Genomic DNA, 13,574 nt, shown 5'->3' with positions numbered 1-13,574 from the left:
AAGGGGGCGCACTAAGCTTTGGGCATGACTGACGAGGAAATGCCCATGAGCAAACGCCTGCCCAACCTGCCCGCCTGGCAATGGCGTGGCTACCACCACAACCACCGGCACCCGACCAACCTGGTGCTGCACCTGATCGCCGTGCCGTTGTTCATCCTCGGGGCGCTGCTGGTGCTCTCGGGCCTGTTCGGCCTGGACCTGAGCCAGGTCGCCGTCGGCGTGATCGCCCTGGCCGCGGGCCTAGGTCTGCAGCGCCAGGGGCATCGCCTGGAAGCCGAACAACCGGAGCCGTTCGCCAACCGCAAGGATGCCCTGCAGCGTCTTCTGACCGAGCAATTCATCACCTTTCCGCGCTTCGTTATCAGTGGTGCCTGGTGGCGTGCCTGGCGCGAACGCCGTAAGCATCACCGATGACGCGCGCTAACGACGCGCCAGGGCCACCTGCAGGGCCTGCAGCGTGATATCGGCCTTGCCCTCGGCCTCGTGCAGTTCGCGCGTCCAGGTCGCCTTGAAGGGCGCAAGGTCGGCGTGCTCGCGCGCCAGCAACAACCACTGGACGCGGTCGTGCCAGTCGCCCAGGTCGCCCTGGGCCTGCTTGAGCAGCCGTTGCAGCTTCTTGCCGGCATGCCTTAGCTGTGGGTAAGCGTCGTCGCCGTAACGCGCCCGCTTGATCAGCAGGCGCAAGCGATGACGGTCGTGGGCCGGGTCGGCCAGGGCCTTTTCCAGCTTGCGCCACTGCTTGCGCAGGCGCTTGTCGATACGTTTGCCCAGTTCGTCCACCAGGCCTTCGCGGTCACTGACCCGCAGGAACAACGGGAAGTTATCGACGATGGCCAGCACCCGGGTGAGCTGGCGGCTGGCGGCCACGCTGGCGAAGGTCTCAGCCCTGCCCTGCAGGCGTTGGCGCCCGGCCTGTTCATGGCCCCGCCCGATCAGGTGCGCCGCCAGCACCTCACGATCACGCAGGGGGGTCGTCAAGGTGCCCAAGGCCTTCGCCGCATCCTCGAGCTGCTCCACGCCCGGCAGGCCGCGCAAGGGCCGCAGCAGGCTGCGCAGGCGCCTCAGGCTGATACGCAGGTCATGCAGCGCTTCGCTGTCGACATCCGCAGCCAACCGCTCACGGCACGCCAGCAGGCGCACCTGGACGGCCAGCACCTGGGCAACCACATGGTCGAGCATGGCAGCCATACGTCACTCCAGAATCAACGCCCCGCGCGGGACTCACGAATGTAGAAGCGTGCCTTCTCGGCCTTGCGCGAGCAGCCTTCGAAGGCTTCGAACTGTTGCTGGGTCTTGGCGCCGGTCAGCAGCGACAGGGCCTTGGAATAGCTGACGGTGCCGGCGAAGCCTTCGGCCTTGGCAAGGTCCAGTTCCTTCCAGGCGGCATCGAGCTGGTTCGCACAGCTGTCACGATAAGCCGTCTTGCCTGCGCAGCCAGCCAGGGCCAGGGCCAGGAGGGGAAGGCAGATCCATGCTTTCATCGGTAATACCTCGAAATTGAACAAACGAATGGAGTGGCCGTTCGACGCTCAGGCAAGCGAAAAGTGCCCTGCTCAGCGTAGCCCAGCGCGGTCTACATTGAAGCATATGCAGCAATGGGTGCATTGTTGGACCATGGTTGCACAGCAGTGAGGGGACGATCATGAGCAAACGCGTGGCATTGGTACTAGGATCGGGCGGTGCCCGGGGGTACGCGCACATCGGCGTGATCGAGGAGATCGAACGACGAGGCTACGACATCGCCTGCATCGCCGGTTGTTCGATGGGCGCGGTGATCGGTGGCATCTACGCAGCCGGCAAGCTTGACGAATACCGCGGCTGGATCGAAAGCCTGGACTACCTGGACGTGCTGCGCCTGGTGGATGTGAGCTTTCGTCTCGGCGCGATCCGCGGCGACAAGGTGTTCGGTCAGATCCGCAAAATCGTCGGCGAGGTGAACATCGAGCAATTATCCATTCCCTACACGGCCGTGGCGGCGGACCTTACCAACCAGCAGGAGATCTGGTTCCAGGAAGGCTGCCTGCACCAGGCCATGCGCGCCTCGGCAGCGATTCCCAGCCTGTTCACGCCGGTGATGCAGGGCAACCGGATGCTGGTCGATGGCGGCATTCTCAACCCATTGCCGATCGTCCCGGTGGTCTCCAGCCACTGCGACCTGATCATCGCAGTGAACCTCAACGCCACCAACCAGAAGCAGTACCAGTTGCCGGTCATCGAGCGCCCGGCAGCGTTCAAGATGCGCTTCGATGCCCTGATCAGTTCGCTGGGTTCGCGCATGCCCTTCCGCCGCAAGCCGGCCGAACAATTGATACGCATCGAGCAGGAGATCGCCTCCGAAGGCCTGGCATCCCATGACCCCTGGCTGGGTGAATCGGCCGACCCGGAAAGCCAGCAACCTGCCGCTGCGCCGGAGCGCGAGGGCGCGCCCAAGTCGGCCACGGGCTCGTTCATCATCGACAACGTCGGACCTGCCTCGTTGCTCGACCTGATCAACCAGAGCTTCGAGGTGATGCAGACGTCCCTGGCCCAATACAAGATCGCAGGCTATCCGCCGGATGTGCTGATCAACGTGCCCAAGCGGGTATGCCGGTTCTTCGAGTTCTACAAGGCGCCGGAGCTGATTGCGCTGGGCCGGGAGATTGCGCGGGATACGCTGGATAACTATGAAGGCGAGCGGCGCTAGGCGCCTGGGTGTGCTGCCTAGGCTGCAATGCACGAATCGCCCGCGCCTACCGGTTCGAGCGAAGCTCAAAAACGAAACAGGCCGCACGGGCGGCCTGTTTCGTTGCGAGGGGTGGGCACTCAGTAGCGAGTGACGTCCGCGTTGGCTTCCAGCTGCTTGCGGTAGGCGGCGAAGTCCTGCTCGCCGGCACGGGAGGCGAGGTAGCGACGGATGTACGCCTTCTCCTCGTCAGTGGCCGCAGCGCCTTCGTTGACCCCCTTGAGCTGCAGCACCACCAGACTGCCATCGCCCAGGACCACGCTGCCGTACACCGGCTTGTCCTTGGACTCAGGCTTGCCCAGGCGGAACACCGCCTGCAGCTCGGCCGGGTCGATACCGTCCTGGCCGCGAGTGACCGCTTCCTGGACTTTCCACGCCTGGCCCTCGTGGGCCGCATCAGCGGCGACCGAGCCATCACGCAGGCCAGCGATCAGCTTGTCGGCCTTGGCCTTGAGCTCGGCGATCGCCTTCTCCTTGGCCAGGTGGTCGTGGATGTTGCTGGCCACGGCCTCCAGCGGCAACTGCGATGGCTTGCGGTGCTCCTTGACCCGCAGCACGACCACGGTTTCCGGATCCAGCTCGATGGCGTTGCTGTTGGCGCCCTCTTCCAGCACTTCTTCGCTGAACGCGGCCTGGACCACCGAACGGTTGGCGGTGATGCCTTCGCCGCCCTCGCGCCCGAACGCTGCCGAGGTCTGTACCTTCAGGCCCAGGTCCTGGGCCGGCTGGGCCAGGTCGGAGGCTTCGAAGGCGGCATCCTCGAGCTGCTTGGTCACTTCCACGAAACGCTGTTCGACCTGCTGGGTCTTCAGCTCGCGGGTCAGCTTGTCCTTCAGGCTGGCGAAAGTCGGCACTTCCGGCGCCTGGACGCCCAGCAGCTTGATCAGGTGGTAGCCGAACTCGGTGCGCACCGGTGCCGATACCTGGTCCTGGTTCAGCTTGTACAGAGCCTCCTCGAAGGCCGGGTCATAGACACCGGGGCCTGCGAAACCAAGGTCACCGCCGTTGTTGGCCGACCCCGGGTCCTGGGAGAACTCCTTGGCCAGGGCGGCGAAGTCTTCCCCCTTGGCCAGGCGCTGCTGGATCTCTTCGATGCGGGCCTTGGCCTGGTCGTCGGAGACCTTATCGTTGACCTCGATCAGGATGTGCGCGGCATGGCGCTGCTCGGCCAGGTTGGCGACTTCCTTCTCGTAGAGGTCCTTGAGTTCGTCTTCGTTGACCTCGACCTGGTCGAAGAACGCCGACTTCTTCAGCTCGATATAGTCGATGACCACCTGGTCCGGCGTCATGAACTCCTTGGCGTGCTGGTCGTAGTGCGCCTTGACCTCCTCGTCGCTCACCTTGACCGCGGCCGGGTCGGCCTTGAAGGTCAGCGAGGCGAAGTCGCGGGTCTGCTTCTCCAGGCGGGCGAAGGACTCGACCTGCTTGTCGGTGACGAAGCTGCTACCGACCAGGCCCGCGCGCAGCTGGCTGATGAGCATTTCCTCGGTCAGCATTTCGCGGAACTGCATCCGGCCATAGCCCAGCTGGCGAATGACCGAGTCGAAGCGTTCGGCGTTGAACTTGCCGTCAACCTGGAACTCCGGCATCTGCAGGATCATTTGATCCAATGCGGCCTCGGAGAAGGAGAATTTGGCATCCTTGGCGCCCTGCAACAGCAGCTTGCGCTCGATCAACCCCTTGAGCGCGGCTTCGCGCAGCACTTTATCGTCCAGCAGCGCTGGGTCGACATCCTTGCCCAGCTGTTGCATCAGCTGACGGCGCTGCAAGTCGACGGCCTGGCTCAGCTCGTTCTGGCTGATGGTCTCGTCGTTCACCTTGGCAGCATCCTGGCTATGGCTGGTGGCCTGGAAAATGGCCTCGAAGCCGGTCAGCGCCATCAGCACAACGATAAGGCCGATGATGGTCTTGGCAATCCAACCTTGTGAATTGTCCCTGATATTCTGCAGCATGCGTCCCCCAGAAACGGTTGTACCACTGCGTCGACAACCGTGGAGCGTGGGTAGAGTCCTGATAGAAGAAAGGCGCATCCTGTGGGATGCGCCTTTTCAAAGCGAGCGTGCCAGCGGGAACGTTTGCGGCCCCGCCGTCACGCGGTCGGGCCTGGCATGGCCAAGCCCGGCTGAAAGAGACGACTTAGTTGACGGCGTCTTTCAGGCCCTTGCCAGCCTTGAAACCTGGAACCTTGGCGGCAGCGATCTTGATCGCCTTGCCGGTTTGTGGGTTGCGGCCGGTGCGCTCAGCGCGCTCCTTGACCGAGAAGGTACCGAAGCCAACCAGTACAACATCATCACCTTGCTTCAGGGCGCCGGTGACGGATTCGATGACTGCGTCCAGCGCACGGCCAGCTACAGCTTTCGGAATGTCAGCGGATGCGGCGATAGCGTCAATCAGTTCCGACTTGTTCACTCTAAGTCCCCTTATATCTCTATTGAGTTTGTTTCTAAGTATGTAATGAAAAGCTTATGAAACGAGCACTGGGCGGCCTATTGACACTGGCGTGCCGTTTTATAGCAAGGCCCCGAAAAAACTGTCAAGGAAAGCCCCCCAGCGAAATACGTACTAGTGCGTGCTGATTCTTTCCTTAGCATCGCCGTCGCGCTTTTCATCTTTCGCGACAATCTCCGGAGCCACATCTGGCAAGGGCTCCGGGGCGTATTGCAGCGCAATTTGCAGGACTTCGTCAATCCATTTGACCGGTTTGATCTGAAGATCCTGTTTGATATTTTCCGGAATCTCCTTCAGGTCGCGGACATTCTCCTCGGGAATGATCACCGTCTTGATCCCGCCCCGATGCGCCGCCAGGAGTTTTTCCTTGAGGCCGCCGATGGCCAGCACCTGGCCACGCAGGGTGATCTCGCCGGTCATGGCCACATCGGCGCGCACCGGGATCTGGGTCAGGGCCGAGACCAGCGCGGTGCACATGCCGATGCCCGCGCTCGGGCCGTCCTTGGGCGTGGCGCCCTCGGGCATGTGGATGTGCACATCATGCTTCTCGTGGAAGTCGGCAGCGATACCCAGGCTGCGGGCACGGCTGCGAACCACGGTCTGCGCGGCGGTGATCGATTCGACCATGACGTCGCCCAGGGAGCCGGTCTTGATCAGCTGGCCCTTGCCGGGGATGACCACCGCCTCGATGGTCAGCAGCTCGCCGCCCACCTGGGTCCAGGCGAGGCCGGTGACCTGCCCGATCTGGTCCTGCTGCTCGGCCAGGCCGTAGCGGAACTTGCGCACGCCGAGCAGGTGCTCGAGCTGCTCGCCGGTCACCTTGACCTTGAGCTGCTTCTCGCCGGTATGCTCCTTGACCACCTTGCGGCAGACCTTGGCGATCTGGCGCTCCAGGCCACGCACCCCCGCCTCGCGGGTGTAGTAGCGAATGATGTCGCGGATCGCAGTGACGTCGATCTCCAGCTCGCCCTTCTTCAGGCCGTTGGCCTTCACTTGCTTGGGCGTGAGGTACTTGACCGCGATGTTGATCTTCTCGTCCTCGGTGTAGCCCGGCAGACGGATGACCTCCATACGGTCAAGCAGCGCCGGCGGGATGTTCATCGAGTTCGAGGTGCACAGGAACATCACGTCCGAAAGGTCGTAGTCGACCTCCAGGTAGTGGTCGTTGAAGTTGTGGTTCTGCTCGGGGTCGAGCACCTCGAGCAATGCCGAGGCCGGGTCGCCACGCATGTCGCTGCCCATCTTGTCGATCTCGTCGAGCAGGAACAGCGGGTTGCGTACGCCCACCTTGGTCATCTTCTGGATCAGGCGGCCCGGCATCGAGCCGATATAGGTACGGCGGTGGCCGCGGATCTCGGCCTCGTCACGCACACCGCCAAGGGCCATGCGCACGAATTTGCGGTTGGTCGCGGCCGCGATCGACTCGGCCAGGGAGGTCTTGCCGACGCCAGGCGGGCCGACCAGGCACAGCACCGGGCCACGGATCTTCTTCACGCGTTTCTGGACAGCGAGGTATTCCAGGATACGTTCCTTGACCTCTTCCAGGCCGTAGTGGTCGGCATCCAGGATTTCCTCGGCCTTGGCCAGGTCCAGGCGTACCTTGCTCTGGGCCTTCCACGGCACCTGCACGAGCCAATCCAGGTAGGAACGCACCACCGTTGCCTCGGCGGACATCGGCGACATCTGCTTGAGCTTGTTCAGCTCGGCCTGGGCCTTGGCCAGGGCATCCTTGGGCAGGCCTGCGGCTTCGATGCGCTTTTTCAGCTCTTCGACTTCGTTATGGCCTTCGTCGCCGTCGCCGAGCTCCTTCTGAATGGCCTTCATCTGCTCATTCAGGTAGTACTCGCGCTGGCTGCGCTCCATCTGCTTCTTGACCCGGCCACGGATACGCTTCTCGACCTGCAGCAGGTCGATCTCGGCATCCAGCAGCGCCAGGACATGCTCGACCCGGGCCGGCAGGTCGACGATCTCGAGGATCTCCTGCTTCTGCTCGATCTTGAGCGCCATGTGGGCCGCCATGGTATCGACCAGGCGCCCTGGCTCCTCGATGCTGTTGAGCGAGGACAAGACTTCGGCCGGAACCTTCTTGCCCAGCTGGACGTACTGTTCGAACTGCGACAGCAGCGTGCGCACGAAGACTTCCGATTCGCGCTCGGCCGCTTCAGCTTCATCGATCAGGGACACTTCGGCACGGACGTGCCCTTGGGTCTCGGTAAAACGCTCTACCGCACCGCGCTGCTCGCCCTCGACCAGCACCTTGACGGTGCCATCGGGAAGCTTGAGCAATTGCAGGACGGTGGCAACGGTACCGACGCGATACAGGGCATCTTCGCCCGGATCGTCATCGGCAGGATTCTTCTGGGCCAGCAGCAGGATCTGCTTTTCGCCCGTCATCGCGGCCTCGAGGGCTTCGATGGACTTCTCGCGCCCCACGAACAGTGGGATGACCATGTGCGGATAGACAACGACATCGCGCAATGGCAAGAGAGGCAAGTCGAGGGTGGTCTTCATGATTTCGCCTCTACAGCGGCCCTTAATGGCCGGAAACCGGTGGAAATGATGCTTGGACCTAATGTGGGGGCAGGTCTGTAAAAATACAAGCGTTCAGATCGGAAAAGCAGAAAGGGGCCCGTAGGCCCCTTTCTTGCGCGCTTGGCTTACCCGACTCAGGCGTCAGGCGCGGCCTTGGCTTGCGGCTCGCTGTTTTCGTAGATCAGCAGCGGCTGCGACGTGCCATCGATGACGCTCTCGTCGATCACCACCTTGCTGACATCCTTCTGCGAAGGGATCTCGTACATGGTGTCGAGCAGCACGCCCTCGAGGATCGAGCGCAGGCCACGGGCGCCGGTCTTGCGCTCCAGGGCCTTGCGTGCAACGGCCTTGAGCGCGTCGCTGCGGAACTCCAGATCCACGTCTTCCATCTCGAACAGCTTGGCATACTGCTTGGTCAAGGCGTTCTTCGGTTCGGTGAGGATCTGCATCAGCGCCGCTTCGTCCAGCTCGTCGAGGGTCGCCAACACCGGCAGGCGGCCGACGAACTCCGGAATCAGGCCGAACTTGACCAGATCGTCCGGTTCGACCTCACGCAGGGACTCGCCGACTTTCTTGCCTTCCTGCTTGCTGCGCACTTCGGCACCAAAACCGATGCCACCCTTGGTGGAGCGGTTCTGGATGACCTTTTCCAGGCCCGAGAATGCACCACCGCAAATGAACAGGATATTGCGGGTATCGACCTGCAGGAATTCCTGTTGCGGATGCTTGCGCCCGCCCTGCGGCGGCACGGAGGCCACGGTGCCTTCGATCAGCTTCAACAGCGCCTGCTGCACGCCTTCGCCCGAAACGTCACGGGTGATGGAGGGGTTGTCCGACTTGCGCGAGATCTTGTCGATCTCGTCGATGTAGACGATGCCCATCTGGGCCTTTTCCACGTCGTAGTCGCACTTTTGCAGCAGTTTCTGGATGATGTTCTCGACATCCTCACCCACGTAACCGGCTTCGGTCAGGGTGGTGGCGTCGGCAATGGTGAACGGTACGTTCAACAGGCGTGCGAGGGTTTCGGCGAGCAGGGTCTTGCCCGAGCCGGTGGGCCCGATCAGCAGGATGTTGCTCTTGCCGAGTTCGACTTCGTCGCCCTTCTTGTCACGCTGGTTCAGGCGCTTGTAGTGGTTGTACACCGCTACGGACAGCACCTTCTTCGCGCGCTCCTGGCCAATGACGTACTGGTCCAGGATGCCGCTGATTTCTTTCGGCGATGGCAATTTGTGCGCGTTGCTTTCGGCCTGGGCTTCCTGCACCTCCTCACGGATGATGTCGTTGCACAGGTCGACGCACTCGTCGCAGATAAATACCGAGGGCCCGGCAATCAATTTGCGCACTTCGTGCTGGCTTTTGCCGCAGAAGGAGCAATAGAGCAATTTGCCGCTGTCCTCGCCGTTACGGGTGTCAGTCATTCGATCGATCCAATCCGGTAGGCATGAAACACAAGATGAAGGCAATTGCGGGCTTTTTCAAGTCCGCAGGTAGGCGCTTTCGGCGCCCACCCGCTCTGGCACCTTGGTTCAGGACGCCAGTTGCCGCTTGTCGTAGACCGAGTCGATCAGGCCGTACTCGGCCGCGCGTGCAGCGCTCATGAAGTTGTCGCGTTCGGTGTCGCGCTTGATGGTTTCCAGGTCCTGGCCGGTGTGGTAGGCCAAGAGCTCGTTCAGGCGCGCCTTGATGTTGAGGATTTCCTGGGCATGGATCTCGATATCGGTCGCCTGGCCCTGGAAGCCGCCCAATGGCTGGTGGATCATCACGCGCGAGTTCGGCAGACAGTGGCGCTTGCCAGCGGCGCCGGCCGCGAGCAGGAAGGCGCCCATGCTGCAGGCCTGGCCGATGCAGATGGTCGAGACGTCCGGCTTGATGAACTGCATGGTGTCGTAGATCGACATGCCCGCAGTCACCGAACCACCCGGCGAGTTGATGTACAGATGGATATCCTTGTCCGGGTTTTCCGCTTCAAGGAACAGCAGTTGTGCCACCACCAGGTTGGCCATGTAGTCCTCGACGGGACCAACCAGGAAAATCACTCGCTCCTTCAACAGGCGGGAGTAGATGTCGTAGGCGCGCTCGCCACGGGCGGACTGCTCGATAACCATCGGGACCAGACCGCCCGCGGCCTGGATGTCGGAGCTCTGCTGAATATAAGAATTGCGGGACATGTCCTGCACTCACTCCCAAATAGTCATGGCTTGAATACGCACAAGCCAGCTCGAAGGCTGGCTTGTGGGGTTTCCTACGAGAGAAGACCTATCACTCAGCGGCGGCAGGTGCCTGTGCTGGCTTGACAGCTTCTTCGTACGAGACCGACTTGTCGGTCACAGTCGCTTTCTGCAGGACAGTATCTACAACTTGTTCTTCCAGCACAACCGAACGGACTTCGTTCAGCTGCTGGTCGTTCTTGTAGTACCAGGCGATGACCTGTTCTGGTTCCTGGTAGGCCGAGGCCATTTCCTCGATCATTTCGCGGACCTTGGCTTCGTCCGGCTTGAGCTCGAACTGCTTGACCACTTCGGCGACGATCAAGCCCAGGACCACGCGGCGCTTGGCCTGCTCTTCGAACAGTTCGGCCGGCAGCTGCTCAGGCTTGATGTTGCCACCGAACTGCTGGACAGCCTGCACGCGCAGACGGTTGACTTCGTTTTCCAGCAGGGCCTTCGGCACGTCGACCGGGTTGGCGGCCAGCAGACCGTCCATGACCTGGTTCTTGACCTTGGCCTTGATGGCCTGGCGCAGCTCGCGCTCCATGTTCTTGCGAACTTCGGCGCGGAAGCCTTCCAGGGTCGATTCCTTGATGCCGAACTGGGCGAAGAAGTCTTCGTTCAGCTCAGGCAGCTGCGGGGCCGAGACGCTGTTGACGGTGATGGTGAACTCGGCGGCCTTGCCGGCCAGGTCCAGGTTCTGGTAGTCCTCGGGGAAGGTCACGTTGACAACGCGCTCTTCGCCCGCCTTGGCGCCTACCAGGCCGTCTTCGAAGCCCGGGATCATGCGGCCGGAGCCCAGCACCAGCTGGGTGCCCTTGGCCGAACCGCCGGCGAAGGCTTCACCGTCGATCTTGCCGACGAAATCGATGTTGACCTGGTCGTCGTTCTGCGCGGCGCGCTCGACAGCCTCGAAGCGGACGTTCTGCTTGCGCAGCACTTCCAGCATGTTGTCCAGGTCGGCGTCAGCCACTTCGGCGCTCAGGCGCTCGACATTGATCGACTCCAGGCCGCCAACGGTGAACTCCGGGAAGACTTCGAAGATCGCGACGAACTCCAGGTCCTTGCCCTTTTCGAAGGACTTCGGCTCGACGGCAGGGGCGCCGGCCGGGTTCAGCTTCTGCTCGACCACGGCTTCGTAGAAGGAAGCCTGGACCAGGTCACCGAAGGCTTCCTGGCGGGCTGCGTCTTCGTAACGCTGACGGATCACGCTCATCGGCACTTTGCCAGGACGGAAGCCTGGAACCTTGGCGCGACGGGCAGTCTGTTGCAGACGCTTGTTGACTTCGTTCTCGACGCGCTCGGCCGGAACGGCGATGGTCATGCGACGCTCGAGAGCGGAAGTGTTTTCAACAGAAACTTGCATGGATATTCCTCGTTGCACAGACGTTAGCCGGCGATTGCCCGACTCCAGAATCAAGGGCAAGCATTCTAGTGACTCACGCACCAGAAGTCACCCCACCCGGGACGACGGGAAACCACGCCGGTCGATTTCCTTGAAAGGCCCAGGCGGCGTGCCGTGGGGCGCTTTACGGTTCGGTACCGCGCGACAGTGGATGCACCTCGCGCTGGCTGTAAAAACTTGTTAAACAAATGCAGCTATATAAAAGCAGGCACTTATCGGCCAGCGACCTCGTTGAACTGGCAGTACGCCTCCCAGCTCATGCCCAGCGCCTCGGCAACCTCACGGTGCACCTCAAGACGCATGGCCTGCAGCTCTTCGGGGTTTTCCGCGATCAGTTGCAAGGCCAGCTCCCAGGGTTCGATACCCTGCTCATCAGCCGCATCTTCGAACGCCCACTGGATCTGCTGGGCCTGCTCATGTTCATCCAGCTCGCGAATGTCTTCGAGCAACTGCGGGTTGGCTTGCGCGAAGCGTTGCAATGCCAGGGCCTGGCGGGCTTCTTTTGCAATCATGACGATTCCTCTGCCGACCCCTTGGCCGGTGTTTCAACCGACTGAAATCTATCAGCTTTCATCAGGGCGCCACCAGTGGATTGCACGGAAGCTGGCAGCGCGAGGAGGAAGGCCGATACGCGCGCACAAAAAAAGCCGCTCTAGGCGGCTTTTTCCGGGCGTTTCGCGCAATGGGCGAAACTATGCATGGTGCGGACGAAGAGACTCGAACTCTTACAGCTTGCGCCGCTGGAACCTAAATCCAGTGTGTCTACCAATTTCACCACGTCCGCGTGGAGCAGTTAAAGCAAAGGCGCCAGATTATACAATCAAGGCGCCTTCGAGAATATGGGGTGGACGATGGGAATCGAACCCACGACAACTGGAATCACAATCCAGCGCTCTACCAACTGAGCTACGCCCACCATATTGCAGTACAACGTTACTTGCTGTGCCAAAGCTGCCTAATGGCGCACCCGGCAGGACTCGAACCTGCGACCATCCGCTTAGAAGGCGGATGCTCTATCCAGCTGAGCTACGGGCGCATATTCAATCTGCTTTCTGTTACGATTGCAAATCAACTTTTCAGCCGTACCGAACAAGCTAGCAAATCCGCTCATTCTGCCTGACCTTGCTAACCAGTGCTAGGCTCTGCCCGACAAGTGCGACGAATGTTATAGACGAGCCGGCAGGTCGTCAACACTTTTTTCAAAAAAATTTAGTTTATTTAAGGGGTTAGGGGATTTGGCCGACCACCCGCCTTTGCCCTTGGGCCGTGTCGTGCGAGAATGCGCCCTCATTTATGTTCCCTTCTCGATGGTTAATCACGCGTCTATGACTGCACACCTAATCGATGGCAAGGCGATCGCCGCCAACCTGCGCCAGCAGATCGCTCAACGTGTCGTGGAGCGTCGCCAGCAAGGCCTGCGTACGCCGGGCCTGGCGGTGATCCTGGTCGGCACCGACCCCGCCTCCCAAGTCTATGTCTCGCACAAGCGCAAGGACTGCGAAGAGGTCGGCTTCATTTCCCAGGCCTATGACCTGCCCAGCGAGACCACGCAGCAAGCCCTGACCGACCTGATCGACCGCCTCAACGACGACCCGGCCGTCGATGGCATTCTCCTGCAGCTGCCCCTACCTGAGCACCTGGATGCGTCGCTGCTGCTCGAGCGCATTCGCCCGGACAAAGACGTCGACGGCTTCCACCCCTACAACATCGGCCGCCTGGCCCAGCGCATCCCGTTGCTGCGCCCGTGCACCCCGAAGGGCATCATGACCCTGCTCGAAAGCACCGGCCAGGACCTGTACGGCATGAACGCAGTGATCGTCGGCGCTTCCAACATCGTTGGCCGCCCGATGGCCATGGAACTGCTGTTGGCCGGTTGCACGGTCACCGTCTGCCACCGCTTCACCCAGGACCTGGCCGGCCATGTGGGCCGTGCCGACCTGGTGGTGGTCGCCGCCGGCAAGCCGGGCCTGGTCAAGGGTGAATGGGTCAAGGAAGGCGCCATCGTCATCGACGTCGGCATCAACCGCCAGGAAGACGGCAAGCTGGTGGGCGATGTGGTCTTCGAAACCGCCCTGCCCCGTGCCGGCTGGATCACGCCGGTGCCAGGCGGCGTTGGCCCGATGACCCGGGCCTGCCTGCTGGAAAACACGCTCTACGCGGCCGAAACGCTGCACAAGTAAAGCGACCGGGCCGCTCCTGTATGGGCTTACATGCCCTGTTGCAGGGGCGGCCTTGTGCCGCGATGGGCTGCAAAGCAGCC

General features: G+C 61.8%; 12 protein-coding genes and 3 tRNA genes. 3 read left to right on the top strand and 12 right to left on the bottom strand.

The genetic code is table 11. From position 1 onward, the window contains the following. The first annotated feature begins 45 nt into the window (after window positions 1–45). Window positions 46–414, top strand: coding sequence for an Mpo1-like protein (locus K8374_RS07890; protein WP_224458560.1), 369 nt, complete (start codon window positions 46–48; stop codon window positions 412–414). A 6-nt stretch (window positions 415–420) separates the two neighbouring features. Here the strand turns inward: K8374_RS07890 and K8374_RS07885 are convergent, their stop codons facing one another. Both K8374_RS07885 and K8374_RS07880 read right to left on the bottom strand, forming a co-directional pair. Further along, window positions 421–1,188 carry a CHAD domain-containing protein gene (locus K8374_RS07885; protein ID WP_224458559.1) on the bottom strand — a complete coding sequence of 256 codons (768 nt, stop codon included), beginning with the start codon at window positions 1,186–1,188 and terminating at the stop codon, window positions 421–423. Between the two features lie 14 nt (window positions 1,189–1,202). Continuing rightward, window positions 1,203–1,481, bottom strand: coding sequence for a hypothetical protein (locus tag K8374_RS07880; RefSeq protein ID WP_084854798.1), 279 nt, complete (start codon window positions 1,479–1,481; stop codon window positions 1,203–1,205). 161 nt (window positions 1,482–1,642) lie between these two features. Here K8374_RS07880 and K8374_RS07875 point away from each other — a divergent pair, with 161 nt between their 5' ends. Continuing rightward, the gene (locus K8374_RS07875; RefSeq protein ID WP_224458558.1) at window positions 1,643–2,683 is read left to right on the top strand and encodes a patatin-like phospholipase family protein; all 1,041 of its coding nucleotides are present in this window, start codon (window positions 1,643–1,645) and stop codon (window positions 2,681–2,683) included. A 119-nt stretch (window positions 2,684–2,802) separates the two neighbouring features. On the opposite strand, the gene K8374_RS07870 is transcribed toward K8374_RS07875, so the two are convergent. The 10 genes from K8374_RS07870 to K8374_RS07825 all read right to left on the bottom strand — a co-directional run bounded on the left by K8374_RS07870 (window position 2,803) and on the right by K8374_RS07825 (window position 12,350). Continuing rightward, window positions 2,803–4,674, bottom strand: a complete 1,872-nt coding sequence (locus K8374_RS07870; RefSeq protein ID WP_224458557.1) for a SurA N-terminal domain-containing protein — start codon at window positions 4,672–4,674, stop codon at window positions 2,803–2,805. A 184-nt stretch (window positions 4,675–4,858) separates the two neighbouring features. After that, window positions 4,859–5,131: a nucleoid-associated protein HU-beta gene (gene hupB, locus K8374_RS07865; RefSeq protein ID WP_011533117.1), complete on the bottom strand. Its 273-nt coding sequence runs from the start codon at window positions 5,129–5,131 to the stop codon at window positions 4,859–4,861. A gap of 153 nt (window positions 5,132–5,284) precedes the next feature. Beyond that, on the bottom strand, window positions 5,285–7,681 hold the full coding sequence (gene lon / locus K8374_RS07860; protein WP_224458556.1) for an endopeptidase La: 2,397 nt from the start codon (window positions 7,679–7,681) through the stop codon (window positions 5,285–5,287). A 155-nt stretch (window positions 7,682–7,836) separates the two neighbouring features. After that, entirely contained in the window at window positions 7,837–9,120 is a 1,284-nt protein-coding gene (gene clpX, locus K8374_RS07855; protein ID WP_043213487.1) for an ATP-dependent Clp protease ATP-binding subunit ClpX, read from the bottom strand. 108 nt (window positions 9,121–9,228) lie between these two features. Continuing rightward, window positions 9,229–9,870 (bottom strand): ATP-dependent Clp endopeptidase proteolytic subunit ClpP, encoded by a 642-nt coding sequence (gene clpP, locus K8374_RS07850; protein WP_084854802.1) that lies wholly within the window; start codon window positions 9,868–9,870, stop codon window positions 9,229–9,231. Between the two features lie 91 nt (window positions 9,871–9,961). Then, the gene (gene tig / locus K8374_RS07845) at window positions 9,962–11,275 is read right to left on the bottom strand and encodes a trigger factor (RefSeq protein WP_084854803.1); all 1,314 of its coding nucleotides are present in this window, start codon (window positions 11,273–11,275) and stop codon (window positions 9,962–9,964) included. Window positions 11,276–11,526: 251 nt separating this feature from the next. After that, window positions 11,527–11,826 carry a DUF6388 family protein gene (locus K8374_RS07840; RefSeq protein WP_224458555.1) on the bottom strand — a complete coding sequence of 100 codons (300 nt, stop codon included), beginning with the start codon at window positions 11,824–11,826 and terminating at the stop codon, window positions 11,527–11,529. A gap of 187 nt (window positions 11,827–12,013) precedes the next feature. Next, window positions 12,014–12,098: transfer RNA gene (locus K8374_RS07835), tRNA-Leu, on the bottom strand. Between the two features lie 56 nt (window positions 12,099–12,154). Then, window positions 12,155–12,230, bottom strand: a tRNA-His gene (locus tag K8374_RS07830). A gap of 43 nt (window positions 12,231–12,273) precedes the next feature. Continuing rightward, window positions 12,274–12,350 (bottom strand) — tRNA-Arg (locus K8374_RS07825). A 289-nt stretch (window positions 12,351–12,639) separates the two neighbouring features. On the opposite strand from K8374_RS07825, the gene folD reads away from it, so the two are divergent. Then, window positions 12,640–13,494, top strand: coding sequence for a bifunctional methylenetetrahydrofolate dehydrogenase/methenyltetrahydrofolate cyclohydrolase FolD (gene folD / locus K8374_RS07820; protein ID WP_084859350.1), 855 nt, complete (start codon window positions 12,640–12,642; stop codon window positions 13,492–13,494). The last annotated feature ends 80 nt before the right edge of the window (window positions 13,495–13,574 follow it).

It is taken from the genome of Pseudomonas sp. p1(2021b), from assembly GCF_020151015.1.
GTDB lineage: Bacteria > Pseudomonadota > Gammaproteobacteria > Pseudomonadales > Pseudomonadaceae > Aquipseudomonas > Aquipseudomonas putida_K.
Note: the sequence above shows the minus strand (reverse complement) of the source record. Positions and strands in the feature narration are given on the sequence as shown.

Coding starts and splice junctions, on each gene's coding strand:
- lon (WP_224458556.1), bottom strand. CDS start 7,681: ATGAAGACCACCCTCGACTTGCCTCTCTTGCCATTGCGCGATGTCGTT.
- tig (WP_084854803.1), bottom strand. CDS start 11,275: ATGCAAGTTTCTGTTGAAAACACTTCCGCTCTCGAGCGTCGCATGACC.
- K8374_RS07875 (WP_224458558.1), top strand. CDS start 1,643: ATGAGCAAACGCGTGGCATTGGTACTAGGATCGGGCGGTGCCCGGGGG.
- clpX (WP_043213487.1), bottom strand. CDS start 9,120: ATGACTGACACCCGTAACGGCGAGGACAGCGGCAAATTGCTCTATTGC.
- K8374_RS07840 (WP_224458555.1), bottom strand. CDS start 11,826: ATGATTGCAAAAGAAGCCCGCCAGGCCCTGGCATTGCAACGCTTCGCG.
- K8374_RS07885 (WP_224458559.1), bottom strand. CDS start 1,188: ATGGCTGCCATGCTCGACCATGTGGTTGCCCAGGTGCTGGCCGTCCAG.
- K8374_RS07880 (WP_084854798.1), bottom strand. CDS start 1,481: ATGAAAGCATGGATCTGCCTTCCCCTCCTGGCCCTGGCCCTGGCTGGC.
- folD (WP_084859350.1), top strand. CDS start 12,640: ATGACTGCACACCTAATCGATGGCAAGGCGATCGCCGCCAACCTGCGC.
- K8374_RS07890 (WP_224458560.1), top strand. CDS start 46: ATGAGCAAACGCCTGCCCAACCTGCCCGCCTGGCAATGGCGTGGCTAC.
- clpP (WP_084854802.1), bottom strand. CDS start 9,870: ATGTCCCGCAATTCTTATATTCAGCAGAGCTCCGACATCCAGGCCGCG.
- K8374_RS07870 (WP_224458557.1), bottom strand. CDS start 4,674: ATGCTGCAGAATATCAGGGACAATTCACAAGGTTGGATTGCCAAGACC.